Origin of the sequence: Meiothermus sp., assembly GCF_025056915.1 — a bacterium.
In the GTDB taxonomy this organism is placed as follows: domain Bacteria; phylum Deinococcota; class Deinococci; order Deinococcales; family Thermaceae; genus Meiothermus.
On the sequence record NZ_JANWVH010000039.1, the window covers coordinates 1 to 25,759 of the forward strand.

The following is a 25,759-nucleotide window of genomic DNA, read 5'->3' on the forward strand; positions in this document are numbered from 1 at the left end:
TATCACTATATTGCTAATATAACATTATAATGTCTAAAAAACAATATATGGCCGAACCCGACTGCTGTCCTCTACAGCCGAGACGCCGCGGCCGCCACTCATGAACTCAAAAGGACGACCTCTTCCAAGCAGATAAGTCCCTGCAGACCGGACCGCGCCTGCGGGGAATCCAGAACATGCGTCCCCTCAAAAAACGTTCGCAGGAAGCCCACCCGCTTTAGCGATGGGATGAATGCGAACGAGGCTTGGATAGATACGCCAGGCCTCCCCCAGCCCTATGGGCTTTCCGTCCATAACCTTGGGGTTGGTAAGAAGCCGCAGAAGACCCAGGGCGGTCACGCGAACCAGCCCCACCGCGCCCGTCCCTTCCCAGTAGGAGCGGGCTCGAGGATGAAAGGGATGCTCCGGCACCAGGAGGGCGAACCAGACGGTTAAGGTCAGGAAGGTCCATCCTCCAAAAGCTCCCAGAGATCGGCGCTTCGCATAGTCGGGATGCGGCGACCCCTGGCCGGTACTAGGGGAAGGGAACGGGCACCCCCAGAGGCTTGGTGGCTCAAGGCCTCCTCCAGGAAGCGGGTTACCAGCTCCTTGAGGGTCTTCCCCTCCCTCGCGGCTTGGAGCTTGAGGCGCCGGTAGAGGGGGTCGGGGAGGTCCAGCGTGGTGCGCATACAGCCATATTAGCATAATCCACGGTGCGACCACCCCCTCTTCATTCCCTCTTCTCCAAAGACGTGCAAAAGCTGCCCTACGGCATCAAGCGGGTGTCTGGCGCCTCACGCAAGCCTCGGCACTGGTAGCGCTGCGATGGGCCCTCGAGCCTGGTAGGAAGCCAAACCTAAACCACCAAGAACTTTCGGTAATGGCAAGATCGAGAAGGCCAGCCAGTGAAAACCCCTGAGGGTCTCGGCAAGGCGCTCGTAGTCACGAACCATCCAGCGAAAACGAGCCATCCAGGCAAAACTCCTTTCAACCACCCAGCGCCTGGGCAGCAGAACAAAACCCTTCCTGGTCTCCTCCAGCTTGACCCCACACAGCTTGATCGCCCACCGTCAGCCCGCCTGGGTCGCTAGAGCGCTCTTCACACATTGTGAGCCATTCGAGTTCGAGAAAGCCTGTTTCCGAGCAAAACAGTGGCCGCCTGTAAACTCGAAAACATGCGTCTCGGCCCAGACGCATTCTCGTTTTCGTAGGCGGCCATGTCTGTGAAGAGCGCAGTAAAAGCTACCCTTCGTGTTGACGGCTCGAGCCTTTGCCGGTTGCAAAGAGGGATCTTGCCGCTTTGGGTCTATACAGGCTGTTGCCCGCACGACCTGGCTGGCCGGTGGTGTGAGCAGGCCAATGGAGTTCCCTGGCCGGGTGCAGAGGTGGCAGGTTCACACAGCATGGTTGGTGGTTGCCGTTTTCACCTTGCGCCAACCGTGGCGGACGCCCTTTCAGCTCAAGTAGACCCTTGACCTGAGCGATCTGGGACAGGTTGGCCATCGGCCCCTGCTCTTTCCCCACTTCCATGGACCCGCAGTCCTGATGGGCCTCTTCCATGGCACCCTGGCAGACTTCATCGTGTTCACGTTGCCACATTCCTGCAAAGGCGACAGCATCCAGGTCGTGACCATGCTCCACGCGCGTTCGACTTCGCCACCGGAAGCACTCCATGCAAAGCGGGCCAGGGATCATGTGCTCGCCGTACCCTGGTGGGCGCTGGTTTAGGGCCCGGCTAACGCGCCAGCCCCTGGGCCACCAGCCAGCGCGCCGCCTCGGGAAGCCGCTCGTGGCGCACCTCGAGGATCAGCCTGGGCTGGCTCCCCAGCCGGGAGAGGGCCTGGAACAGCGCCCGCCAGTGGATGCGCCCCTCCCCCGGCGGCCAGTGCCGGTCCAGCAGGCCGTCGTTGTCCTGCAGGTGCAGGTGCCCCAGCAGCTCGCCCGCTTCCTGCACCCACTGATCCGGCGAGGGCCCCCCAACCTGCTGCATCAGGTAGGCGTGGCCCACGTCCAGGCTGAGCCGCACGTGCTCGGAGTTGAAGGAGCGCACCAGGGCCAGGAGGGGCGCGGGGTTGGTGTCGCGCACGTTCTCGATGACCAGGGTCAGCCCCAGGTTGCGGGCCAGGGGCAGCACGGTCTCCAGGGTGTCATGGGCAAACTCAATCTCGCGCTCTAGCCCGTTGCTCGGGGCGTGGGCCATCTGGGGGTGCCCAAAGAAGAGGAAGGGGCTGTGGATGACCATGTGGCTCGCGCCCAGTTCGGCGGCCAGCTCGAGCGCCCTTCGGTAGCGCTCGGCAATCATCCGCCGCACAAACGGGTCGAAGGAGGCCATCCAGAGGCCATCGTAGGGGCCGTGAAGGCCCATCCGGCCCCCGTAGCCCTCCAGGGCCTGTTTGGCCAGGGCCACTAGAGGCTTCCAGTCGCCATCCAACACCTCCGGACGTGCCGCGTCCTGAATCTCCAGGTCGCGCCCCCCGTGTTCAAGCAGCCATTCGCGGTAGGCGGGAAGCAGCTCTATGGGCATCGCCGCTCCCAGTGTGGGCAAGGGTGCCTGGCTCATGACAGGAAGCTAGAAGGCCTCGGTCAGACCATCATCAGGCGGGGGCCTGGGTCTGAAGTGAGCAGGCAGTTAGCTGACAGGCCCCTTTTAAAAATGTCTTGATGCTAGGACTCCCTATTCGCCTGGTGAATGCCATGGTGCGCTTTCCCAATGGAAGCAGTGCATTGCAAGGCGTTACCCTCAGTTTCAGCGAGCACGCCTTCACGGCGGTGATCGGCCCTTCGGGAAGTGGCAAGTCAACCATGCTGCGCCTGATGAATGGGCTGCTGCGCCCCACCGCAGGTCAGGTGTACGTGGGCGAAAACGAGATTGGGCAAGCCCCTGAGCGGCTGGTGCGCCAGACCCGGCGGCAGATCGGCATGGTCTTCCAGCAGTTCAACCTGGTGCGGCGGCTCAGCGCGCTGGAGAACGTGCTGGTGGGCCGGCTGGGCCAGATGAACCCTCTGCGCTCGACGCTGCGCTGGTACTCCAAGGCCGACCTGGCCTGGGCCATGCACCTGCTCGAGCGGGTGGGCATGGCCGAGCACGCCTGGCAACGGGCCGACACCCTCTCGGGCGGCCAGCAGCAGCGGGTGGGCATCGCCCGGGCGCTGGCCCAGCGGCCCCGGCTGATCCTGGCCGATGAGCCCATCTCGGCCCTCGACCCCAAGACCTCGGAGCAGGTCATGGAGCTGCTCCTGGAGATTAGCCGGGAAGACCGGATTGCCGTGATTTGCAACCTGCACCACCTGGACACCGTGAGCCGCTACGCCGACCGGGTGGTGGCCCTGCGGAAGGGGCAGGTGTTCCTGGACGGCACCGCGGGCGACCTGAGCCCCGAGGTCTCGAGGGAGCTCTACTACGGCGAGGCCGAAGCCGAAGAAGCCCCGGCCCCGCAAGAGTTCAGCCCTGTGTAAGGTCTGGGGCCAAACCCTGCTGACTCGGGCTGGTTAGTTTGCAGATTGGAGGTGGACAAGATGAAAATACCTGCTCTCATTGCAAGCCTAGCCCTTGGCCTGGGCCTGGCCCAAGGCGTGGACAGAACCGGCTGGCCCCGCGAGATTACCTTTGCCACCGTGCCCACCGAGACCAACCGCGACGCCACCAACCGCTTCAAACCGCTGATCGAGCACCTCGAGCGCCGCCTGGGCATCAAGGTCAACTTCCGCAACGGGGCCGACTACGCGGCGGTCACCATCGCCATGCAGAACAAGCAGGTGGACATTGGCTACTACGGGCCTGGCTCCTACCTCGACGCCGAGGACCAGGCCGGGGCCGAGGCCATCGTAAAGGAGGACTCCGTCACTGGGGGCGTTGGCTACTACAGCCTGATTATTTCCAAGAAGGGCGGCCCCATCCGCTCCCTGGCCGACGCCCGGGGCAAGGCCTTCGCCTTTGTGGACCCCGGCTCGACCAGCGGCTTCCGGGTGCCCATGCACGCCTTCTGCACCAAGCTCAACATCGAGCCCAGCCAGTATTTTGGCCGCGTCTTCTTCGCCGGCACCCACGAGAACGTGATTCTGGGCGTAGCCAACGGCACCATCGAGGTTGGGGCCACCTTCGACCTGGGCATCATCTCGGCCACCGAGAAGGGGGCCATCAAGGGGCTCGAGCAGGAGTTCAACGTGCTGTACAAGTCCGACCTGATTCCGGCCTCGCCCATTGCGGTTCGCAAGGACCTGCCCGCCACCCTCAAGTCCGAGATTCAAAAAGCCCTCCTGGCCTTCGACAACAAGGAGTTCCTGGAGTCCACCGGCCTCAAGCGCTACGTGCCGGCCAGCCCGGCGGACTACGTGCAGTTCCGGCAGATCAATCGCTTCCGCCAGAGCACCTGCCCCCGCTAAGCCCCCATGGCTCCGTCCAGAACCATCGAGCCGCCCCCGCAGGTCAGGGCCCGTTTTCTTCGCAACCGGCTGGTCTGGTTGGGCCTGCTGCTCACCCTGTACTGGGCCAGCTTCGGCACCGAGATTAGCCCGCAGAAGCTGTGGTCGGGCCTCGAGCGCAGCTGGCAGTTCATTGTGGGTAGCCCTGAGCGGCCCAACTCGGGCTTCTTCCCGCCCAACCTCGACCGCCTGGGCGAGTACCTGAACGAGATGGTCATCACCATCAAGATGGCCCTGTGGGGCACCGCACTGGCGGCCCTCGCCGCCATTCCCCTCTCCATCCTGGCCTCGCGCAACACCGCCCCGCACCCCCTCATCTACCAGCTCACCCGCCGGGTGCTGGACCTGTTTCGGGGGCTCAACGAGTTCGTGCTGGCCCTTATCTTTGTGGCCGCGGTGGGCCTGGGGCCGTTTCCGGGCATCCTGGCCCTGGCCGTCTACACCGCGGGCATCCTGGGCAAGCTCTTCTCCGAGGCCATCGAGGTGGTGGATCCGGGGCAGCTCGAGGCGGTGCGGGCCAGCGGGGCCAGCGGCCTGCAGGTCTTCACCCACGGGGTCTGGCCCCAGGTGCTGCCCACCGTGATCTCCATGACCCTCTACCGCTTCGAGTCCAACGTGCGCTCGGCAACCGTGCTGGGGCTGGTGGGCGCGGGCGGGATTGGCCTGTATGTGACCGAGTCCATCCGCGCCTTCGACTTCAAGGCGGCGAGCACCATCCTGCTCGTCATTATCGTCTCGGTGATGCTGGTGGACTACCTGAGCAGCAAGCTGCGGGAGCGGCTCACATGAGCCCGGCGGAGGCGCAGGGCCGCTGGCTGGGCGTGCTGGCCCGGGCCGAGGCCGAGGCCCTCAAGGAGTTTGTGGAGGGTCTGTTGCCTGCGCTGGAGCCTTACGGCCTGGAGGTGCTGGAGAACCGCACCGGCCTGGTGATGCTGCCCGCCACCGACACCGCGCGGGGCACGCGCTTCCTGGTGGGCGAGGTGCTGGTGGCCGAGGCCCGGGTGCGGCTGGGCGGCTCTGAGGGGTATGCCGCGTGTTTGGGGCGCGACCTCGAGCAGGCCCTGGCCATTGCCATCCTGGACGCGGCCTTGCAGGAGGGCCTGGAGGCGGGCCGCATCCGGGCCTACGTGGAGCAGGAGGCCGCCCGGCAGGCCGAGGCCGACGCCGAGCTGGCCCGGCAGGTCGCGGCCACGCGGGTGGAGATGGAGACCTTCTGAGGGCATGACCACTCCCTTCCTCGCACCCCATGAAGCGCAGGACCAGGCGGTGTTCCGGGCCTTGCTGCGGGCCATGAGCCGCCCTGGCCAGGGCTACCGGCTGGCTCCCTCGGGCGAGGCCGCCCTAAAGGCCATAGGCCAGGCCTTGCTCGACCTCGAGACCCGCTTCTACACCCCCGACCCAGGGCTTCGGGCGCGCCTCTCGCAGCTCGGGGCCCGGGCGGTGGGCCCCGGCGAGGCCGACTACCTGTTCTTCACCGAACTGGGCGAGCCGGCCTGGGCCGACCTGGAGCAGGCCCCCATCGGCTCTTTGCTCCATCCCGAGGAGGGGGCCACGGTGGTCGCCCTGAGCGGCCCTGCGCCAGAGGCGGTTCTGCGCCTGGCCGGGCCCGGCCTCCCTGCGCCGACGCTCTTCGAGTCGGGATTACCGGCGCGCTTCTGGGCGCTGCGCAACCAGCGGGTGCGCTTCCCGCTGGGCTGGGACGTGCTGCTGCTCGAGGCCTCGGGGCTCTGCCGCGCGGTGCCGCGCAGCACGCTGGTGGAGGTGACCTAGGATGGCCTACGTGGCTGCCCGCGGGGGCGAGGAAGCCATCCAGCAGGCCGAGGCCCTCTACCGGCGGCTCCTGGGCCCGCTGGACGCCGGGCTGGTGCGGCGGCTGGAGCAGGCCCTGCCCTACCTGCTCGACCGGCTGATGGGCGAGGGCTCGCTCTACGCCCCGGAACTGGCCGCCCTGGCCCTGGCCCAGACCGGGGGCGACCTGTACGAGGCGGTCTTGCTGCTGCGGGCCTACCGCACCACCCTGCCCCGCCTGGGCTACGCCGAGCCCCTCGAGCCCGAGGCGCTGCTCACGGTTCGGCGCATCTCGGCAGCCTTCAAGGACATCCCGGGGGGGCAGGTGCTGGGCCCCACCCTGGACTATAGCCACCGCCTGCTGCACTTCGAACCACAGGAAGCCCCCCCGGCCCGCACCGGCGCAGAGGCCCAGGCCAGCCTGCACCTGCCCTTCGTGGCCGACTGGCACCGCCAGAACGGGCTCCTGGCCCCCCGGCCCCCCGACCCCACGCCAGGCCCGGAAATCCCCGACCTGACCCGCGAGCCGCTCCTCTTCCCCGCGCCCCGGGCCCAGCGGCTCCAGGCCCTGAGCCGGGCCGACACCGGGGGGGTGCTGGCTTTGGGCTATGCCAACATGCGCGGCTACGGAGCCATCCACCCCACCGTGAACGAGGTGCGCCTGGCCTACGCCGAGGTGCGGCTTCGCCACCCGGTCACAGGAGCGGTGTTCAGCGCGGGGCGGGTGCGCTACTCGCAGGCCGAGGTGCTGACCAAGTTCCGCCCTGGCCCGGGCGGCAAACCGGCCCTCGAGCTGGGCTTTGCCGCCACCCTGGGCTGGAACGAGGTCAAGCTGATTGCCGCGGCCATGCTGGACGCGGCCATGGACCAGGGTGAGCCCCACCCGGCCCACACCGAGGAGTTCGTGCTCTCGCACACCGAGCCGGTGGAGGCCGGCGGTTTTTGCATCCACTACAAGCTGCCCCACTACGTGACCTTTCTCAGCAACCTCCTCGCCCACCAGGGCCAGCCGGAGGAGGTGGAGGATGCCTAGGCTGGGCTACAGCTACGCCTTCCTCGACCCCGGGGCCAAGCGGGAGCTCAGGCGCAGCCTGCTCAAGGCGGTGGCCCTGCCCGGCTACCAGGTGGCCTACGCCAGCCGGGAGATGCCCATCGCCCGGGGCTGGGGCACCGGGGGCCTGCAGGTCACGCTGGCCCTGGTGGGGCCAGAGGACGTGGTCAAGGTGATGGACCAGGGCGACGATGCCTCGGTCAACGCCGCCAACCTGCGCCGCTTCATCGCCCGCATGGCCGGGGTCAAAACCTCCACCGACACCGCCCAGGCCACCCTGATCCAGAGCCGTCACCGCATCCCCGAGGAAATTTTAGGCCCCGAGCAGATCCTGGTGCTCCAGGTGCCCTACCCCGAGCCGCTGGCCCGGCTCGAGCCGAGCTTCGCAAAGGCCCGGGAGCTGCACGCCGACGCCGAGTACGGCCTGGTCTGGCTCAGCCTTTACGAAGACCTGGTGCGCTACCGCACCGCCACCCACGGGGCCGACTACCCGGTGCTGGTGAACGGGCGCTACCTGATGGCCCCCTCCCCCATTCCTCGCTGGGACAACCCCAAGCTGCACCGGGCCCAGCACCTGACCCTCTTCTCGGCGGGCCGGGAGAAGCGGCTTTATGCGGTGCCGCCCTTCACCGAGGTACGCCCGGTGGAGTTTGAGGATGTGCCCTTCGAGGTGGAGGACCAGCGGGGCTGGGCCGACTGGCAGACCGGGGTGCGGCACAAGTTCATGACCGAGCTGCCCCTGCCCGACGGCGGCAGCCGCCACGAGCTTTCCGACCGCGACTACGCCCGCAAGCGGGCCGCACACCTGCCCACCCAGCCCACCTACTTCGACGAAGAGGGGGGCTTCTACCAGCCCGGCTACCTGGCCCCCCGCACCCCGCCCGAGCGCCTCGAGCGCCTCCTCCAGGGGGAGCCCTAGCATGGAAGCCGCCCTGGAGCCCCCCCGCCTAGAGCACCAGCAGCCCGTCCTGCGGGCAATGGGCCTGCAGAAGTCCTATGGCCGGGTGACAGCTTTGGCCCAGGTCTCGCTCGCACTTTACCCGGGCGAGGTGCTGGGGGTGGTGGGGGAGTCGGGCTCGGGCAAGTCCACCCTGCTGCGCCTCCTGAACCTGCAGGAGCCCCCCGACGGGGGAGACTACCGGCTCGAGGTTCCGGGCTACGCAGGCCAGAACCTCTTTGCCCTCGACCGCTACCAGGCCCGGCAGGTGCGGGTGCGGCACATCGGCATCGTCTACCAGAACCCCCACCAGGGCCTGCGGATGCAGCACACCGCCTCGGGCAACGTGGCCGAGCGGCTCATTCTGGCCGGGGAGCGCCGCTTCGGCTGGCTCCGCCGGGCCGCGCGGGAGGCCCTGCAGGCCTCCGAGTTTCCCCTGGAGCGCTTAGACGAGGCCCCCCTCCGGCTCTCCGGGGGCATGCAGCAGCGGGTGCAGCTGGCCAAGGCCCTGGCCCTCCAGCCCACCCTGCTGCTGCTCGACGAGCCCACCACCGGGCTTGACGTCTCGGTGCAGGCCCTGGTGCTCGACACCCTGAAGCGCCTGCAGCGCGAGCGGGGCATCAGCATGCTGATCGTCTCGCACGACCTGGGGGTGATCCGCACCCTGGCCGACCGGGTGCTGGTGATGCGGGCCGGGCGGGTGGTCGAGCAGGGGCTCACCGACCAGGTGCTGGAAGACCCCCAGCACCCCTACACCCAGCAGCTCGTCCACGCCAAGCTCTAGCCATGCGCACCCTCTCCGAGTCCCCCACCGTCCACCCCAGCGCCCGCCTGACCGACTGCCGCCTGGGGGCCTGGACCGAGGTGGCCGAGGGGGTGGTGATGCTCGAGACCACCCTGGGCGACTACAGCTACCTGATGCCCTACTGCCAGACCGCCTACGCCGAGATTGGCAAGTTCGCCAACATCGCCAGCTTTGTCCGCATCCACCCCACCAACCACCCCATGGAGCGCCCCTCGCTGCACCACTTCACCTACCGCTCGGCCCTGTACGGCCTGGGGGAGGACGACGAGTCGGTCTTCGCATGGCGGCGGACCCAGCGGGTCATCATCGGGCACGATGTCTGGATCGGGCACAACGCCTCGATTATGCCGGGGGTGCGGGTGGGCAACGGGGCGGTGGTGGGCACGGGAGCGGTGGTCACCAAAGACGTGGCGCCCTACACCATCGTGGTGGGGGTGCCGGCCCGGCCCCTGCGCCGCCGGTTTGACCCTGGGATTATCGAGCGGTTGGAAGCTTTGGCTTGGTGGGACTGGCCCCACGAGCTGCTCAAGGAACGCCTGCCGGACTTCCGCGGCAGCGTGGAGGCTTTTCTGGAGAAGTACGCATAGGTGGCCCCCATGACCCTGCTGGAGGTTGAGAACCTGCACAAGCGCTTTAGGATTCACGCCCTGGGGCGCGAGGTGGTGGCCTTCGAGGGGCTTTCCTTCACCCTCCGGCCCGGCCAGTTCATCCTGGTGACCGGGCCCAACGGTGCGGGCAAGTCCTCGCTGCTGCGCTGCCTGTATCGGAGCTACCGGCCCAGCGCCGGGCGGGCCCTTTACCACTCCGCCCAGGGCCCCCTCGACCTGGTGCGGGCCGCCGACGAGGACATCGCCCTGCTGCGCCAGCGGGAGATTGGCTACGTCTCACAGTTCCTGCGGCCCCGGCCCCGGGTGAGCGCCCTCGAGCTGGTCGCCGAGCCCCTGCTGCACCTGGGGGTTCCCTGGGAGGAGGCCAGCGCCAAGGCCAGCCTCCTGCTGGAGGAGCTGGGCCTCAAGCCTGCGCTCTGGCCCGCCTACCCCAGCACCTTCTCCGGGGGGGAGCAGCAAAAGGTGAACCTGGCCCGGGCCCTAGTGCGCCCCAACCGGCTCTTGCTGCTGGACGAGCCCACCGCCTCGCTGGACGCCGCGGCGCGGGGGGCCCTGACCGAGCGGCTGGCCCGGCTCAAAGAGGCCGGGGTGGCCCTCCTGGGCATCTTCCACCACCCCGAGGAGGTCGCCGGGCTGTTGGATCAGACCCTGGAGATACCGCCCGCGCCGCCGCTGCTGGCCCCCAACCCAGCCTCGGTGGCCTGATCCGGGGGATGCCCATGTGGATCAGCAACCTCAAGCTGGTGCTGCCCGAGCGCGTTTTGCCAAGGGGTTCGATCCGGCTGGAGCAGGGCCGGATTGCCGCCATCGTGGAGGGGGACGGGCCAGCCGGCCTGGACGGGCGTGGCCTGACGGCCATCCCGGGCCTGATTGACATGCACGGGGACATGCTCGAGCGGGAGCTGCAGCCCCGCCCTGGCAGCCGCTTCCCCTTCGAGCTGGCCCTCTACGAGCTGGACAAGCGCCTGGTCGGAAGCGGCATCACCACCGCCTACGCCTCCATCTCCTTCATCGAGGGTTGGGGCTCGCGCGACCCAGCGGAGGGCCAGGAGATCATCCAGAACATCCACCGCTACCGCGACCGCCTGCTGGCCGACCACCGGGTGCACGCCCGCTTCGAGGTGACCACCCCGGGCTCGGCCCCCATCCTGCAGCAAGGGGTGGCCCGCGACGAGATTCGCCTGGTCTCGCTGATGGACCACTCCCCCGGCCAGGGGCAGTTCCGCGACCTCGAGCACTACGTGGACTACTACCGCAAGTGGATGCGCGGGCACAGCGAGAGCGAGGCCCAGATCCGGGCCCGGGCCCGGCACCTGCTGGAGGCCCCCAAGGCCTGGCACATCGCCCGCGAGGTGGCCCAGGTGGCCCACGCCCGGGGCATCCCCCTGGCCTCCCACGACGACGACACCCCGGAAAAGGTGGACCTGATGAGCAGCCTGGGGGCCCGCATCTGCGAGTTTCCGGTGACGCTCGAGGCCGCCCGGGAGGCCAAGCGGCGGGGGATGTGGGTGGTCATGGGGGCCCCCAACGCCTACCGGGGCGGCTCGCACTCCGGCAACCTGAGCGCCGTTGAGGGCATCCGGGCCGGGGTGGTGGACGGCCTGGCCTCCGATTACCACCCGGCCTCGCTGCTGCAAAGCGTGTTCAAGCTCGAGCGGGAGGGCGTGCTGCCCCTGCACCGGGCGGTGGCCCTGGCCACACGCAGCATCGCCGAGATGTGCGGCCTGGCCGACCGTGGCCGCCTGGCCGAGGGCCTGCGGGCCGACCTGGCGCTGATCGAGGAGGGCCCCTGCCCACGGGTGCGGGCCACCTTCGTGGCCGGTCGGATAGTCTATCACGATGGCACCCTGGGGTGAAGGCTCTTGCCCATCACGCCGCTGCCATGGGCCAACCGCCGCCCTGCTGCCCGGGAACGCATACACCAAGACAGCCCCGCCTCGGATGGCGAACTTGCCCAGAAAGCACCACACCAGGGGGTAGGCCGCCCCCTGATGCGCCACCCCAATGAACAACAGGTGGATGCTGACCCGACCAAACTTCCACTCGGTGCGATCCAGGCAAAGGCACAGGGTATCCCGGGGTAACAGGTGCAGGATCAGGCGTCCGATGGTTGCCTGATCGAACCTGTACTCAGCCAGAAACCTTCGGCAATGGCGGTAGTTGGAGGCGATCTGAACCCAGGGGTTCAATCCCAGAGCGACCTGGGCCAGGTTGACACTGCGAACCCGGATCAAAGCCAGTACGAAGGCAACCAGAAAACGCAGTCGGGCTCAATGCCAGTTCAGGTGGGGTCACAAAACTTCTAGCAGCTCACTACAATCATTCATGGGACTACCTCTGACGGGGCAGTCCCTATCTTTATCCGCTCCTATGGGCTTCGCGCAAGTTTTGTCGTGGATCTTGCACATGCTTACTCACATGGTGGGGGACCAAAAACTTCTAGCAAATTCACTGCCCCAAAACCCGCCAAGGTTGCACCGGCAATCATGTAAATTCTACCGTTCAAGGTAACGGCAGCGTGACCATGCCGTGGGTTAGGCATGGGAGGCAGCGCCGACCAGCTATTTCGGGAAGACGAATAGACCTCCACCTGGGAGAACACCCCGCGTGGGGCCGTAAAGTCCACCTCGCCGCCAAAGGCATACAAGCAATTCCCTAGCACCGCCACTGCGTGTCCTGAGCGTCCTGTGGGCATGGGGGCAAGGGTTTCCCAGCGGTTGGTCGAGGGGGTGTAGGCCTCTACCTCCCGCAGGGTAAAGGTGCGCTCGTTGCGGCCACCCACCACATAAATCTTGTTGCCCACCACCCCAACAGCCAGATGTTCTCGAGGAGTAGGCAAAGGCGTTAATATCTGCCAGCGGTTGGTGGTGGGGTCGTAGCCACTGACCTCATCCAGCAAGACCCCCCTGGCGCCACCAATGGCGTACAGCCTCCCTTCGACCACGGCCGCAGCCAAGGCCCCTCTGGGAGAAGGCATGGGGGTTCCCAGTTGCCACTGTCCCCTGGCCGGGTCGTAAATTTGCACGGCATCAGTAGGCTGGCTGAGTCCCTGACGGTAGCCTCCCAACACATACAGCTTCCCAGCCAGGGCCACCGCCGCCGGATGGTTAACCCCAATCGGCATGGCGGGCAGGCGACTCCACTGGTTGCTGGCAGGGTCGTAGACCTCCGCGCTATTGAGTGTACTGCGGTCACGGGCAAAGCCACCCACCGCATAGATTTTGCCCCCCAGCTCCACCGCCGCAATTTCCTGGCGAGGCTCGAGCAGGGGTGCCAGTACAAACCAGCTTCCCACCTGCGCCAAGGCCAAGGGCAACAATACTAACCCCCACACAAGCCTTTTCATTGGATGCCTCCAGAAGTCATTTTACGCGCCTAGGCACTTCCGGGATATTGTCACTGCAAGATGCGCAGTGCTGGCTCAGGTACAAGGTACAGTGTACCTAAACCGACACCTTGATTATGGGATAAGAGGTCTGGCGGGCTTTATTGCTCTTTTTCAGGATAAATAAGCCATACTGAGAGGATGACATACTCAACCGATTTACGCGAGCGAGTGATTGCTGCGACCCGAACCATGAACTAACGCAAGGTCGCAGCGGTGTTCCAGATCAGCTACAGCACGGTCAAACGCTGGGCCAGCCTGGGGCCTGGAGTGAAGCCTAAAAGCCCACCGGGCGCAAAGCGGGGGTTGAGCGAGGAACCAGCGGCGGCTTTGCTGGAGCAGTTCAAAGCGCATCCGGAGGCTACCCTGGACGAGCATTGTGCGTTGTGGCTGAAGCAAAGCGGGATCCGCTTGAGTAACCTCACCATGGCGCGGTGGATGAAGCGCCTGGGCTGGACGAGAAAAAAAAGACCCTGAACGCCAGCGAGCGTGACCCCCAGGCCCACGCCGCCTGGCGAATCGAGGTTCAACGGCTTGATCCCCGACGTGTAGATGAGTGTGGCAGCCGCCTTGCTCTGACCTGTGAATATGCCCGCTCCCCCAGAGCGACCACGCCGTGGGGAGCGGGCCCCGCAATCGGGGCGCCAACCTGCGCCTGATCGCGGCGTTATCGGCGGGGGAGTTCGGAGCGGGGTTCGCCGTCGAAGGCGCGGTGGATGGGGCGGTGTTTGAGGTTTGGGTAGAGCAAATCTTGTGGCCCTGGTTGCGGCCCGGTCAAAAAAACCTGTTCCAAACTCACAAGCCACCTCAGGGTTGCTGCTGCCCGCACCCTACCCGTCCTGCTGGATGCTACAGCGGCAGCTATCCGCACCATCTCGCCCCAGGATATCGCTGACTGGTTCCATCACTGTAGCTATCCAGTGGCTCAGTTCTTGTGAAGAGCGCTGTAAGGCCTCCTGAATCCAAGACCAGAACCAAGGCTATCTGACCCTGGCAAGCTGAACCAAATGCCACTCGGCAACCAGGTGTTGCTGCTCCAGCCAAGGGTACCTGCTGCCTTCAGTGTTCGGCCTGCTCCTTGGAGGTCGTATCGCCCAATTGTGGCTTTAGGCCTCTCTTTCAGGGAGATTTGGTATTACATACAGATTTGGTATAAGGTTATTTTGACGTAATAATCAAACCCCGGTGGTTTTGTTGAGTGCCCAGACCACATAGCGGTTGTTCAGGAAGCGCTCTGCAAATGGGGGTGGTAGTTGCCGGGCCAGGTCGTGCAGGAGTTGCTGGGTTTCACGCAGGCAGGCCTGGCCTCGCTTCTCGCCCAGGGCCCGGGCCCTGGCATAGAGCACCAGGGGCAGGTCAAAGATTCCGCGGGCCCAGCCTGCGCGCAGGGCGTAGGCTTCCTCCGAGAGTTGCTGGGCTTTTTTCCGGTCGTTGGCCCTGAGATGAGCCAGGGCCAGGGCAGCCAAAGAGCGGGCCGTGTGGCGGTATTCCTTGCGGTCTCGCCAGATTGCCACCGATTCGGCCAGGGCGTCCTGGGAGCGTTCAAGCTCGCCAAGCTCGAGCCAGGCGAAGCCCAGGTTGAACAACACATGGCCCAGTCGGGCCCGCTCGCCCATCTCGCGCAGGTCGCACAGGGCCGCCTCGAGCTCGGCCCTGGCTTCTTCAAGGCGGCCCGCCACCATCAGGGCGTTGCCGTAGTCGGAGCGCAGGAGCGCCAGGTCGCGCCAGGCCCCTACTTCAGCCGCTTCGACCATGGCCCGCCGGACGGTGGCCTCGAGGTCTTGCTCCAGGCCCAGCACCGCAGCATTCAGCAGCAAGCCCTGCAAGGCATCCCACACCGCCCACCAGTCGCCCCGCTCGCGGGCTTCCTGGTAGAGGAGTTCGGCCACCTGAAGGCTGGCGGCATAGTCCCCCTTGACCCAGTCCACCACCACCTTATCGGCCCGCAGGCGCCTCAAGATCAGGTCGTCGCGTAGCTCGGCAGCCAGCTTGAAGGCCTGGGCATAGGTCTGGTCAAACTGCGCCAGGTCGCCCAGCCGGAACCAGTAGCCCGACAGGTTGCGCAGGGCCAGGGTTTCCATGGCCTGGTCGCCAATGTCGTGAAAGGCCCGGATGGAGGCCAGGAGCGGCTCCAGCTGCGCATCCGGGTCGCCCCCCCGGTACTCGAGCCAGGCCAGCTTGAACAGGGCATGGCCCCGCTGCCAGGGGGTCTGGGCCAGGCGCAGGGCCGCTCGCGCAGCCTCGATGCCCTCGGTCACCCGCCCCGAAGCCAGGGCCGCATCGGCATTGAGCAAGAACAGGCGAAAGCGTTCATGGTCGCCCAGGTTATCGGCCAGCCGGGCCATCTCCTGCCGCTCGGGTATCTGCATCTGCCCCAGCGTGACCCGGGTTTCGGCGGCTTCGATCAGCAAGCGAAAGCGTTCCGCCTCGGGCTCCAAGGGGGGGCACAGCACCTGAGCGCGGTGGTAATGTTCCAGCGCCTGCCGGGCCAGGGGCCCCCGGCGCAGGCTGCGCCCGGCCATCAGGTGGGCCACATAGGCTTCCGCACGCTGTCCGGCGGCCTCGAGGTGCGCGGCCAGTTGGGGCAGGGGGCCGGCCACCTCGCGGAGCGCATCGGCAATGCGGGCGTGCAACCAGCGGCGGCGGGATTCGCTCATCTCGGCCAGCACAGTCTGGCGCACCAGCTCGTGCCGCAGGGTGTAGCCGGCGGAGTCCAGGCGCAAAAATCCCCCCTGGGTCAGGCTTTCCAGCTCTGTGATGGGGGCCCCAAGCTGGCGCAAAAGCCCGGCAGCCATCTCCGGTGGCAGGGGAAAGTCGGCCAGCGCCAGGGCCTGCAGGATGGGCAGGGCGCCCTCCCCCAATCGCTGGAGCCGTTCCAGGAGGGCATCGCGCACACTGGGGGGCAGGGGCAGCTCGCGGTAGTCGGAGGTAAAGCCATCAAAAGGGGTATGCCAGGCCCCAGCCTCGGCCCGCAACAGGCCCTGCTCGAAGAGGTAGCGCAGGGTCTCGAGGACATAAAACACATTGCCCTCGGTCGCCTGATGCAGCCGCTCTGCAAAACGCTCCCCCCCTTCGCGCTGGCCCGACATCTGGCGCAACAACTGCACCAGCGCCGGTTGATCCATCGGCTTCAGCAAGCGCTGAAAAAGGCGGTCTTCGCGGGCCAGTTCCTGCAAAATCAGGCGCATGGACTGGTTTTTTTGCAGGGCTTCGGGTCGGGCGGTGCCCAGCAGGAAAAACCCCAGGCTGCCGGCCCGGCGTACCAGGTAGGGCAGAAACTCCAGACTGGCCCAGTCCAACCAGTGCAGATCGTCCCACAGTACCACCCCACCCGGTCGAACAACGGCCTGTAGAGCACGGCACAGGGCCTCAAAAAACCGCGCCTTGTGGGAATTGCTGGGCGGCAGGCCCAGTTCGGGCAGCAGTTGGGCCAGTTCATCCCGCCAGACAGGCTCGAGGCCATCCAGTTTGTGCGCCTCGAGGGCCTGCCGCAGGGCTTCCAGCAAAGCGCTGAAACCAATCCCCTGCCCACTCTCGCGTTGGCGAATGCGCAGGATTCCGGACGGGCCCGCCCCGACCTGTCTTTTGGCGTACTCGAGGGCCAGACGGGTCTTGCCCACCCCCGCCTCGGCCAGCAGCAGCAACAAACCGCGCCCCCAGTGGGCCTCGAGCCAGGCCCACTCTTCTTGGCGTCCCACCAGCGGCGGCTCACTCAGGAGCTGTGCGACCGGCTGCTGCTGCACGCGCAGGGGTTTTCCTTCCCGCAATTGCGCCCCGAAAGCCAGCATCTGCGGGCTGGGCTCCAGGCCCAGCTGGTCTCGCAGCAAGGCCCGGTACTGCTCAAACTGCCGCAGCGCCGCCGAGCGGTCCCCCATTTGCAGATACAGGCGCATGACGGCCTGCTGTTCGGTTTCCTGGAGGGGGTCTTCGGTCAGGAGCTTCTGGTAAAGCTTGAGGGCCTCGGCAAAGTGGCCCGTGGCCTCCTCGCTGCGGGCCAGGCCCAGCATGGCCTCGCGGTACAGACGCTCCCACCGCTCCCGCTCGGGAATCAGCCAGTCCCAGTAGCCCTCTGCCGCCTTGGGATCGTATCCGGCCAAAAACCCCCCCCGCCACAGGGCCAGCGCCTCCGACCAGGCTCCCCGGGCCATCCGACCCAGAAAGGCCTCGAGGTCGGTCTCCACCGGCCCCAGCCCGATATGCTGGGGGGTTTGAACCAGCACCTGTTCCCAAACCGTATTTTTCAGGCGAAAGAGCTCCTGGCGAAGGTTCCGACGCACGGCCTCTTCGTCCCCCTCCCAGAGGAGGTCGGCCAGACGCCCCCGCTCAACCGCGCCCTCCGCCACCGCCAGGTAGGCCGCCATCGCCACCGCCTTCCTGGGCAGGTTCGAGACCAGTTGACCTTCCAGCCAAAGCTGGGGTGGGCCGAGCAGGCTGAGATAGAGCGCCATGCCATCCTCCCTTGACCCTCGCTCTGGCTCGAACACGCTTTGCACCCTGCCTCGGATTGGTGCTTTTCACCAGGCCGGACAATGGGCCCCAGCAAAAGCACGCCCTGCATTCCCAGTCTAGACCCCGGGGCCGCTACCTTTGGGTCAACTGCAAGGCCGCCGTCTGCCAGTCGTGGCTGCGGGCCAGGCTGGTGCCCACCAGCACAGCGTCAAAAAGGCCCTCGAGCTCATGCAGTTGCGCCGGGCTGCTGTAACCCGACTCGGCCACCAGCAGGCCCCTGAAGCCCGCCTCGCGGGCCCTCCGACCCAGGCGCGGTGCGGTCGAGCGGTCAATGCTCAGGTCGGCCAGGTTGCGGTTGTTGACCCCTACAATCGAGGCTCCGGCGTTCAGGGCGGTCTCGAGTTCGGCCTCGTCGTGCACCTCGACCAGGGCCTCCAGACCCTGCTCCTGGGCCAACTTCAAGTAGGCCTGGGTCAGGTCGCCCAGCACCGCCACGATGAGCAGCACTGCCGAGGCGCCAAGCGCCCGCGACTCCATAACCTGGATGGGATGCACGGTGAAGTCCTTGCGCAGAATCGGCAGGTTCACCGCCTGCCGCACCGCCCGCAAGTCATCATCTGAACCAGCAAAGTAGTGCGGCTCGGTGAGCACACTGATGGCCCTGGCCCCCCCCGCTTGATAGCCCCGGGCGACCTCGGCTGCCTCGAGCTCGAGGGCAATTTCACCCTGCGAAGGACTCTTGCGCTTGACCTCGGCAATCAGCGAAAGACCCGGCAGAGCAAGGGCCTCCCGAAATGAAGGCCCTCCGGCGGCGGGGCCTGTCCAATCCCGCCCCTCGAGCCCCCGCACCTCCGCCAATCGCCTTCTCGAGATCTCGCCCAACACCCCTGGCACACGGGAAAGGTCTGGAATCATACACCTTATGCTACCCTTTCGCCCCCACCGCACCCATGACAAGGAACTGAAATTGACGCAAACTTAACTTTTTTCTCATATCTTCCGGGCCGGAAGCCCCAAAATACTGTACTCGGTATAATATGTCTGCTACCATGCCCAGTATGGAAGGTATTGTGCTGGCACTGGGGGGTGGAGGGGTGCGCGGGGGAGCGCACACTGCTGTGCTGGACGTACTGACCGAGGCCCAGATTCCCATAGTGGGTCTGGCCGGAAGTTCGGCGGGTGCGCTGGCGGCTGCGCTCTACGCTTTTGGTATCCAGGTTCGCCACAACGAGCTGAGCGAGTGGCTCAAAGACCCCGAACTCGAGCGCCTGCAAAAAACCGGCGCTTTGCATCAGGTAACCCGGCTGGTCGACTTTGTACGGCGGCCCTATCTGGCCGAGGGGGCCAGAATTCGCCAGGGATACCGCGCCCTGTTCGGCGAGCGCCGCATCGAGGACAGCCCCATCCCACTGGTCATTCAGGCCTGCGACTTCAACACCGGCGAACTGGTCATGCTCCGGGCCGGGCCGGTGTCGGAGGCCCTGGCCGCCAGCAGCGCCGTACCCAGCATTTTCCCGCCTGTGCCGTGGCATGGGCGGCTGCTGGTAGATGGCGACGTGGCCGAAAAAGTGCCGGTCACGGCTGCCAAAGCCCTGCAGGCAGGGCCCATCGTAGCGGTGGATGTTTCCAACCGGGTTGTGCCCGCCGAGCCCAAAAGCGCCCTGGAAGCAGCCTTGCAAGCAGGCGAGGCGTCGCGTCGCCGTCTGCTGAGCATGGCCCTGGCCCAGGCCGATGTAGTGATTTCGCTGGCTGCCGACCCCCCCATCGAGACCTTCGACTACACCAAGGCCGACCTGGCCTACCAGCTAGGCCGCCAGCGGGCCGAGGAGGCCCTGCCCCGCATCCGCCAACTGCTGGCCCGGCCCACCCCAGCCAGCAAAGCCTGGTGGTCACGTTTTGCTCAACCCAAACCACAAGCGGCCAAAACCAATCCCGTAGCCGGCCAGGCCAAGGGCCAAAAACAGCACCACCCCTAGTCCAGACCCCATCCGCACCGCAAAAATAGCGGCCAGGCCGGCCACCCCCAGCCAGAGCGCATCCCAGAAAATTTGTCGCACCGGCTCGAGGTGGGGTCGCCGGGTCGAAGGGCGGAAGCGGAGCACCCCAATAACCAGCAGCATCAGGCCAAAAAATCCTTCCACCGCCCAAACAACCCAGGGCGGCAGGTTCCGCATGGACGGCAGGGCCAGCCAGGCCAGGGTCAGGTGCATCGCCTGAACCGCCAGGGCCAGCCCGCTGAGCTGCACCAGGCCCCACCGGCGCAAGACCAAAGGTGCGCTGGCCTCTATAAGCTCCGTCCAGTAAAGCTTCAATGGCATCGCCGATGGCCCCCCGCCCGAGGCCTTTATGCAGCTGCTATGCGGCGGGCCAGCCACTGCCAGGCCAGGGCCACGCCCAGCACAACCACCCCGACGATTTCGGTGCTGGGGTTGTTGGGCATCAGCATGAGCGCGGCCAGTAGATAGAGCAGGCGTTGCGGCCAGTTGGCGCTCCCCAACAAATACCCCAGCGTCGCTGCTGAAAAAGCCGTGAGCCCCAGCAACGCCGTTGCGATGATGCGACCGCCCTCGAGTACGCTCTCTACCCCAATCAACAGCAGACCGGGGTTGAAGAAGACCATGTAGGCCAGCAGGGCCGTTCGCAACTCGTAAACAAAGCCCTGCACACCCGTCTTGAAGGGGTCGCCCCTGGCGATGGCCGAGGCTGCGTAGGCTGCCAGCGCCACCGGCGGGGTGGAGTCGGCCATGATGCCAAAGTAGAAGGCAAACATGTGGGCCACAATTTTCAGGATGGGCACCTCGATGCCCGAAAAGGTCAGCGAGCCATAGTCTATGCCGCTCTGCTCGGCAATTTTGGTGACCACCGGCACCACCAGGCTGGCCATCACCACATAGTTGGCGGTGGTGGGCAGGCCCATGCCCAGTACCAGGCTGATGAGCTGCGCCAGGAACAAGGCCGCCAGCAGATTTCCCCCCGAGATGGTTTGCAACAGGTCGGTGAGGCCGAATCCAATGTTGGTAATGAGCACAACCGCAATGATGATGCCAGCCAGGCCAGTAGCAATGGCAATGCCCACCATGTTGCGGGCCCCGTTGGCAAAGCCCTCAATCAGGATTTGGGCAAAGGAACGAAAGCCGCTCGCCAGCCCCTGGCCGGTACGCTGGGCCCGGTAGAGCTCTTGCAGTAAGGCCACCCCAATCATCAAAAAAATAGTGTTGAGCGCGGCCCGCTCGGGGGATAGCTCGATAATCAGCAGGGCGTAAAGCAAATACGCCAGCGGAAACACATAGTGCAAACCCGCCCGCAGGGTAGGCCAGAACCTGGGCAGTTCGGCCTTGGGCAAGCCCTTCAGACCCAGCTTGACCGCTTCCAGGTCCACCAGGATAAACAGGGTGGTGTAGGCCAGCAGGGCCGGCACAATGGCCATCACCACCAGCGCCGAGTAAGGCACCCCCAGGAAATCGGACATGATGAAGGCCGCAGCCCCCATCACCGGCGGCATGAGCTGCCCGTTGGAGCTGGCCGCCACCTCCACGGCCCCGGCCTTTTCGGGCGTGTAGCCCGCCCGGCGCATGGCCGGGATGGTAAAGGTTCCGCTGGTCACCACGTTGGAAATCGAGGAGCCCGAGACCACCCCGGTCAACGCTGAGGACACAATCGAGGCCTTGGCGGGCCCGCCGCGCACCCCGCCCAGCACGCTGAAGGCCAGGTCGGTAAACCACTTCCCGGCCCCGGCCCGCTCGAGGATGGCCCCAAATAGCACGAACACAAACACGGTACGCGCGGCCACGCCGATGGGGGTGCCCCAGATGCTATCCGAGGCATTCATGAACAACTGGCTCACCAGCGAACGCCACTGCACCCCCGCGTGCAACTGGCCCAGCGCCCCGGGCAACTGTCCCTGGAACAAGCCCTGCGGCCCGGTCAGCGCAAATAGCATGAACACGATGGAGATAATCGGCATGGCTGGCCCCAGCGAGCGCCATCCGGCCAGCAACAGCATCAAGATGGTCAGGCTGCCTACAACCAGGTCGGTCTGGTTGGCCAGCCCTCCCCGAACCTCTATCATCTCTTTGTACTGCCACATCACATACGCCGCCGAGAGGGTGGCGGTAATGCCCAGAATCCAATCAAATAGCGGAATGCGGTCACGGCGGCTCTTGCGGTTATAGGGATAAACCAGAAATACCAGTGCAAAGGCAAACGCGAGGTGCGTGGCCCGGAAAAAAAGGGCGTCCAGGGAACCGACCCAGGTGGCCCAGACCTGAAATACACTCCATCCCACTGCCAGGCCCAAAATGAGCCAGCGCGACCAGTCGGTGGGTTTGCGGCCTCCTAGTTCGGCCTCCTCCACCATTTGCTGGGCATGGGCCTCTGGAGCATCCTTACTCATTCAAAACCTCCTGCTTAACGGTTTCGGGCCGCATCCTCTCGAGCGAAGCAGCTTGCATAGTTTTACACCCAAACCTGTTTTACGTCCATTTCGGCTCTTATAGCCCATTGGCTTTCGTTGGCTTGGGGCTGCGACAGACCGTGTCCGCCGCAGTGGTCAAAAGATGGTCGCAGCTACGGACTGCTGTGCCGCATAAAAGCCCGTACAACCCACTCGCACGGTGGGCGAATTAAGTCAAGCCTAGCCTGGACCTGCTCTGTCCCTCTTCTACACTCGGAGGGGAAGCCAGGTAGGGTGGCTGACCGGGCCCTTCATGTGACCAGCAGCTTGGGCTGTCCGAGACCCTCCCAAACCCTCGCTGGGCCTCGAGGGCTATCACTCTTTGGAATCTGGGGGAGGATGTGGGTACCTTTACGACCACGAACCTACTTGCCAAAAGCCCTCTCGAGAGTTCCAACTGGGCGGTGTTGCAGTGTGTGCGTGATTGGTTCTCCGGTTTGAACCGGCTGCCAGGGCCGGCTATAGTGCTTAATCATGTATTCGAGACACTGGATTGCGGTCTGGATGTTCGTTTTGGGTCTGGCATGGGCCCAGGACTGCACGCCCAAAGCATTGAATTCTGAACAACCGCCCCCCGATACCTTTCGCTACAGTTTTTTGATCGATACCTCGGCCTCTATGGCGGGGCGTGGGGATGGCCAGAAGGCCATTTTTCCCCAGCTTCAGGAAAGGCTGCTGGAGTTTGTCCGGGCCATCCGGGGCAGGGCCGAGGTGTGGGTCACCCCGTTCAATCGAGGAGCACTTCCTACCGCCCGTTTTCGCTTGCCGGAGGAGCGTCAGGGCCTGGAAAGCTACATTAGCGGCCTCGAGGCCCTCAATAGCGACACCTGGCTGTACCGCAGCCTGCAAAACATCCTCGTGGAACTCCCCACCAACCCTGCTGTTGGCAACGTGGTTTATGTGCTTACCGACGGCATTGACAATGATCCTCAGCGACCCGGCCTGAACCGGGTGTTGCAAGCATACGCTCCCAAGCGTGGCCCCTACGACTTTCTTTACTACCTGGGTCTGGGCCAGACTGTTCCGGCGGAAATTCAGGCAGCGTTCGCCAGCTTTCCCCTGGCCTGTGCGACTGGCACAGCGGTGGGGGTGGTTCCTCCCTTAGCCCACGCCCGGGTGTCGCCCGGTCGGATGGATCTGGGCAACTTCAAGCTCGAGGTCGGAGCTCGCAGCGTGAAGCTGGAGGTGCAGTTTCAGGGCTCAAGGGCCCCCCTGGGGCTTCTGTACCAGGATGAGACCCTCAATCAGGCCGGAGGCCGCCTGGAGATTGAACCCGCAACCCTGATATCGGAGCAAACTCAACTCAGCGTTCGTCTGCGTCAGAGGAGTACACTGCCCGATGGCACGTATGGAGGGTATTTGGTGCTCTCCGGCCCGCCTGGTACCGTTGTTACCCCGGCGGCCATACCGGTTCGGTTCGCCTACAACCCAGGTGCGCTGTACCGTTTGGTCTTGCTGGAAACCCAGGATGGGCCCGAAGCGGGTCGAAAAAGCATCCACCGTTACCGCCTGGAGGGGAACCAGTGGGCCACCGAGCCCATTACCCTGAACCTGGAGAAGCTTCCACCCGGGCTGCAAGTCCGCTTCAACGGCAAACCTGGACCGGTTCGCTTGAGACCCGGTCAAACCCTAAGCATTGAGCTGCTCAATCCGGGCCTCGGCGAGGCGCAGGGCTCCGAGCCGCTGGCGTGGAAGGTCGCAACCCCTGCGGGGGCCAGGCTCGAGCTACCCAGACCGCCTCAGCTGCGCCCAAGCGCCCAGGAACGTTGGCTTGGATGGCTGCTGGCCGCCCTCCTCCCGCTGGCCCTCTGGGGTGGATGGCTCTGGCAGCGGCAAAGACGCCGCAGAAAACTCCTTCCCACCTCTTTCACGGAGTTTCCGCCGCCCTATGCATCCTTGGTGACCCCCTTGGAGGGACCCAGGCGTCTGGAGCTTAGAGAAGGCCAGCTGGTAGACCTGGGTCTGTTGTGGGACCATCCACTGCTGCGGGGGCTGCTCCTGATGGGTTGCAGCAGCGGGGCCCAAATCGAGGAATGTCCCGAGGCCGTCACGCTGCTGACCCAGGAACCCCACGAGGTAGGTGCGATCCTTCCTTACAACCAGGTTGTGCGGCTTTATGGCGAAGAAGGGCTGATTGGGAGTTTCGTGGTGGTCAATCCAAGGCAAGCCACGCGGGTTCGTTGGGGCCTAGCCACCTTTACCCCCCCCAGCAGTCGCCCGGTCAGCTTTGACCTGGGCGGCCTGGACGTGATTGACCTGGGCAGGAAACTCAATCTTCCGGTTTTGCTGGGGGTGAACCTGGTGCTATCCAAAGGGGGGCTGCGGCTATTACAACTGCCCCAGGGCCTTCGAGCCCGAACCGGTGAGGGCCTCCTCGAGGCGGGCAGCCGAATTGCCTTCGAACAAACGGTTCGGCTCGAGGACGCCGAGGCCGCACCCCTTGGAGAAATCACCTTTGCGGCCCTCGAGGGGGTTCCTGTACCGCTGGCGCGACTGCGCTACCTGGGGGGGCCTCCCGAACAACGCAGGCGAACAATTCTGCTTGTCGAGGCCGTTGATTTGGGTCAGCTTACCGGCGAGGCTTCCCTCGAGCGCTTGCGCTTGGTCCCGTTGTCCGAAGGCGTGCGACTCGAGCACATTCCCGGCCATCTGCGCCTGACAAACTTCACTGCCGACCTCAGACCCGGCGATACGGTGGCACTCGGGCAGTCGGTCTTCCTCTGCGACCTCTGCAGCAAGGTCAGTCTGGGGGTGATGGACGTAATGGAACCCTGAACCCCTTGATTTGCCGTCGGGGGACATGACAACCCCCTTTTCAAACCTCCACCTCAACCCGGTTTCGCCCCGAAGCCTTTGAACGGTACAAGGCGGCATCCGCCCGGTGAACCACCGTATCACTGCTGTCGCCCTCGCGGTAGGTTGCCAGACCGATGCTGGCGCTGACCTCAAACTGTCCGACCAGCCTGGTGCTGGCCAGCGACGCGGCGATGCGATTGGCGAGCTCTTGGGCCTGGTGCAGGTTGGTTCTGGGAGCCAAAACCATAAACTCCTCGCCACCCCAACGGGCCAGGCTCTGCTCCTGGCGCAAAACCCCCTGTAAAAGCGACGCAACCTCCCGCAAGACCTGGTCACCTACCGAATGTCCATACAAGTCATTGATGCGCTTGAAGTGGTCCAGGTCAATCAAGAGCAGGGCAAAACCCGTTTTTTCGGTTCTGGCAACCTCGCAGCTTTTTTCCAGCAAATCCTGCATCAGGCGCCGATTGGCAACCCTGGTCAGTGGGTCGGTGTGGGCAATCTGGTGCATGTCCACATACTGTTTACGGTAGCGGGCATAAATGGCCTGTGTGAATAAAAAGGCCAGGCTGGCCAGGTAAAACTGAACCACGGTATTGAGCGCCCGCTGGTCCACTTGCGGGGTCACAAAGAACCCCAGCAAGCCAATGACCACGACCAGCAGGTAGAAAAATGCCGAAAAACGCAGGGCTGTCCGGGCTGGAAAAAACAAAAAGGCCACCGGGAAAACCACCGGAAACCAAAGGGCTGTGGCGCTTAGACCTTCGGTGTAGAGCCTGCCCGCAAAGGTGAACTCCAAGAACGAAACCAGCTGATAGATGCTGATGATCCCGAGCAGGCACAGCTTCACGGTGGCAATGGAAATACCCCGCAAACCCAGCAAAACCGCCAGCAATGAAAGGCTCAGACTCATGGCCGGCAAGAACACAAAGTCCAGCCAGCTTTCTCCGGTGGAGGTGAGCCGCCCAACTAAAGCAGCAACCGCGCCCACAACCAGCAGGGGGATGTAATACCAATTCTACGACGAGGTGACACATAAAGCCTCCTGAATCCAGGGCCAAAAGCAAAGCTGCTTGACCCTGGTTG

At 65.0% G+C, this 25,759-nt stretch carries 21 protein-coding genes and 1 pseudogene; 13 read left to right on the forward strand and 9 right to left on the reverse strand.

The features are described 5' to 3' along the window. Nucleotides 1–437: 437 nt before the first annotated feature. The 3 genes and pseudogenes from NZN28_RS07880 to NZN28_RS07890 all read right to left on the reverse strand — a co-directional run bounded on the left by NZN28_RS07880 (nucleotide 438) and on the right by NZN28_RS07890 (nucleotide 2,503). Nucleotides 438–668: a hypothetical protein gene (locus NZN28_RS07880; protein WP_295396992.1), complete on the reverse strand. Its 231-nt coding sequence runs from the start codon at nucleotides 666–668 to the stop codon at nucleotides 438–440. Between the two features lie 105 nt (nucleotides 669–773). Further along, nucleotides 774–1,025: pseudogene (locus tag NZN28_RS07885) on the reverse strand (transposase); the annotation flags it as partial. 689 nt (nucleotides 1,026–1,714) lie between these two features. Continuing rightward, on the reverse strand, nucleotides 1,715–2,503 hold the full coding sequence (locus NZN28_RS07890) for a sugar phosphate isomerase/epimerase (RefSeq protein WP_295396994.1): 789 nt from the start codon (nucleotides 2,501–2,503) through the stop codon (nucleotides 1,715–1,717). 137 nt (nucleotides 2,504–2,640) lie between these two features. Between NZN28_RS07890 and phnC the strand changes: the two genes are divergently transcribed. From phnC to NZN28_RS07945, 11 genes are read left to right on the forward strand one after another with little or no spacing between them, the layout of a single operon-like run. Continuing rightward, the gene (gene phnC, locus NZN28_RS07895) at nucleotides 2,641–3,435 is read left to right on the forward strand and encodes a phosphonate ABC transporter ATP-binding protein (RefSeq protein ID WP_295396996.1); all 795 of its coding nucleotides are present in this window, start codon (nucleotides 2,641–2,643) and stop codon (nucleotides 3,433–3,435) included. Nucleotides 3,436–3,495: 60 nt separating this feature from the next. Continuing rightward, the gene (phnD, locus tag NZN28_RS07900; RefSeq protein ID WP_295396998.1) at nucleotides 3,496–4,362 is read left to right on the forward strand and encodes a phosphonate ABC transporter substrate-binding protein; all 867 of its coding nucleotides are present in this window, start codon (nucleotides 3,496–3,498) and stop codon (nucleotides 4,360–4,362) included. A 6-nt stretch (nucleotides 4,363–4,368) separates the two neighbouring features. Then, on the forward strand, nucleotides 4,369–5,190 hold the full coding sequence (gene phnE / locus NZN28_RS07905; RefSeq protein WP_295396999.1) for a phosphonate ABC transporter, permease protein PhnE: 822 nt from the start codon (nucleotides 4,369–4,371) through the stop codon (nucleotides 5,188–5,190). Further along, complete coding sequence (gene phnG / locus NZN28_RS07910) at nucleotides 5,187–5,618, forward strand: phosphonate C-P lyase system protein PhnG (RefSeq protein ID WP_295397001.1); 432 nt, start codon at nucleotides 5,187–5,189, stop codon at nucleotides 5,616–5,618. The genes phnE and phnG overlap by 4 nt, the downstream gene beginning before the upstream one ends. 4 nt (nucleotides 5,619–5,622) lie before the next feature. After that, entirely contained in the window at nucleotides 5,623–6,171 is a 549-nt protein-coding gene (locus NZN28_RS07915) for a phosphonate C-P lyase system protein PhnH (protein WP_295397003.1), read from the forward strand. A gap of 1 nt (nucleotide 6,172) precedes the next feature. Beyond that, complete coding sequence (locus tag NZN28_RS07920) at nucleotides 6,173–7,222, forward strand: carbon-phosphorus lyase complex subunit PhnI (protein ID WP_295397005.1); 1,050 nt, start codon at nucleotides 6,173–6,175, stop codon at nucleotides 7,220–7,222. After that, nucleotides 7,215–8,159: an alpha-D-ribose 1-methylphosphonate 5-phosphate C-P-lyase PhnJ gene (locus NZN28_RS07925; RefSeq protein ID WP_295397007.1), complete on the forward strand. Its 945-nt coding sequence runs from the start codon at nucleotides 7,215–7,217 to the stop codon at nucleotides 8,157–8,159. Before NZN28_RS07920 ends, NZN28_RS07925 begins: the two co-directional genes overlap by 8 nt. A gap of 1 nt (nucleotide 8,160) precedes the next feature. Beyond that, the gene (locus tag NZN28_RS07930) at nucleotides 8,161–8,961 is read left to right on the forward strand and encodes an ATP-binding cassette domain-containing protein (protein ID WP_295397009.1); all 801 of its coding nucleotides are present in this window, start codon (nucleotides 8,161–8,163) and stop codon (nucleotides 8,959–8,961) included. Nucleotides 8,962–8,963: 2 nt separating this feature from the next. Next, nucleotides 8,964–9,569, forward strand: coding sequence for a DapH/DapD/GlmU-related protein (locus NZN28_RS07935; protein WP_295397011.1), 606 nt, complete (start codon nucleotides 8,964–8,966; stop codon nucleotides 9,567–9,569). A 9-nt stretch (nucleotides 9,570–9,578) separates the two neighbouring features. Next, entirely contained in the window at nucleotides 9,579–10,295 is a 717-nt protein-coding gene (locus NZN28_RS07940) for a phosphonate C-P lyase system protein PhnL (protein ID WP_295397012.1), read from the forward strand. Nucleotides 10,296–10,309: 14 nt separating this feature from the next. Further along, nucleotides 10,310–11,446 (forward strand): alpha-D-ribose 1-methylphosphonate 5-triphosphate diphosphatase, encoded by a 1,137-nt coding sequence (locus tag NZN28_RS07945; protein ID WP_295397014.1) that lies wholly within the window; start codon nucleotides 10,310–10,312, stop codon nucleotides 11,444–11,446. A 554-nt stretch (nucleotides 11,447–12,000) separates the two neighbouring features. Here the strand turns inward: NZN28_RS07945 and NZN28_RS07950 are convergent. From NZN28_RS07950 to trpC, 3 genes are all read right to left on the reverse strand, one after another. After that, a complete protein-coding gene (locus tag NZN28_RS07950; protein ID WP_295397016.1) occupies nucleotides 12,001–12,936 on the reverse strand; it encodes a kelch repeat-containing protein in 936 nt (311 codons plus the stop codon). Nucleotides 12,937–14,150: 1,214 nt separating this feature from the next. Further along, nucleotides 14,151–17,423 carry a BTAD domain-containing putative transcriptional regulator gene (locus tag NZN28_RS07955; protein WP_295397018.1) on the reverse strand — a complete coding sequence of 1,091 codons (3,273 nt, stop codon included), beginning with the start codon at nucleotides 17,421–17,423 and terminating at the stop codon, nucleotides 14,151–14,153. A gap of 133 nt (nucleotides 17,424–17,556) precedes the next feature. Further along, a complete protein-coding gene (gene trpC, locus NZN28_RS07960) occupies nucleotides 17,557–18,339 on the reverse strand; it encodes an indole-3-glycerol phosphate synthase TrpC (RefSeq protein WP_295397020.1) in 783 nt (260 codons plus the stop codon). Nucleotides 18,340–18,482: 143 nt separating this feature from the next. Between trpC and NZN28_RS07965 the strand changes: the two genes are divergently transcribed. Further along, the gene (locus NZN28_RS07965) at nucleotides 18,483–19,400 is read left to right on the forward strand and encodes a patatin-like phospholipase family protein (protein WP_295397022.1); all 918 of its coding nucleotides are present in this window, start codon (nucleotides 18,483–18,485) and stop codon (nucleotides 19,398–19,400) included. Here the strand turns inward: NZN28_RS07965 and NZN28_RS07970 are convergent. Together NZN28_RS07970 and NZN28_RS07975 are read right to left on the reverse strand one after the other, a co-directional pair. Continuing rightward, a complete protein-coding gene (locus NZN28_RS07970; protein ID WP_295397024.1) occupies nucleotides 19,314–19,742 on the reverse strand; it encodes a hypothetical protein in 429 nt (142 codons plus the stop codon). The genes NZN28_RS07965 and NZN28_RS07970 overlap by 87 nt on opposite strands. Nucleotides 19,743–19,768: 26 nt before the next feature. Next, a complete protein-coding gene (locus tag NZN28_RS07975; RefSeq protein WP_295397025.1) occupies nucleotides 19,769–21,817 on the reverse strand; it encodes a TRAP transporter permease in 2,049 nt (682 codons plus the stop codon). A 534-nt stretch (nucleotides 21,818–22,351) separates the two neighbouring features. On the opposite strand from NZN28_RS07975, the gene NZN28_RS07980 reads away from it, so the two are divergent. Next, entirely contained in the window at nucleotides 22,352–24,652 is a 2,301-nt protein-coding gene (locus NZN28_RS07980; RefSeq protein WP_295397027.1) for a vWA domain-containing protein, read from the forward strand. 40 nt (nucleotides 24,653–24,692) lie between these two features. Here NZN28_RS07980 and NZN28_RS07985 read toward each other — a convergent pair whose 3' ends face one another. Next, on the reverse strand, nucleotides 24,693–25,664 hold the full coding sequence (locus tag NZN28_RS07985) for a GGDEF domain-containing protein (RefSeq protein ID WP_295397028.1): 972 nt from the start codon (nucleotides 25,662–25,664) through the stop codon (nucleotides 24,693–24,695). Nucleotides 25,665–25,759: the final 95 nt, after the last annotated feature.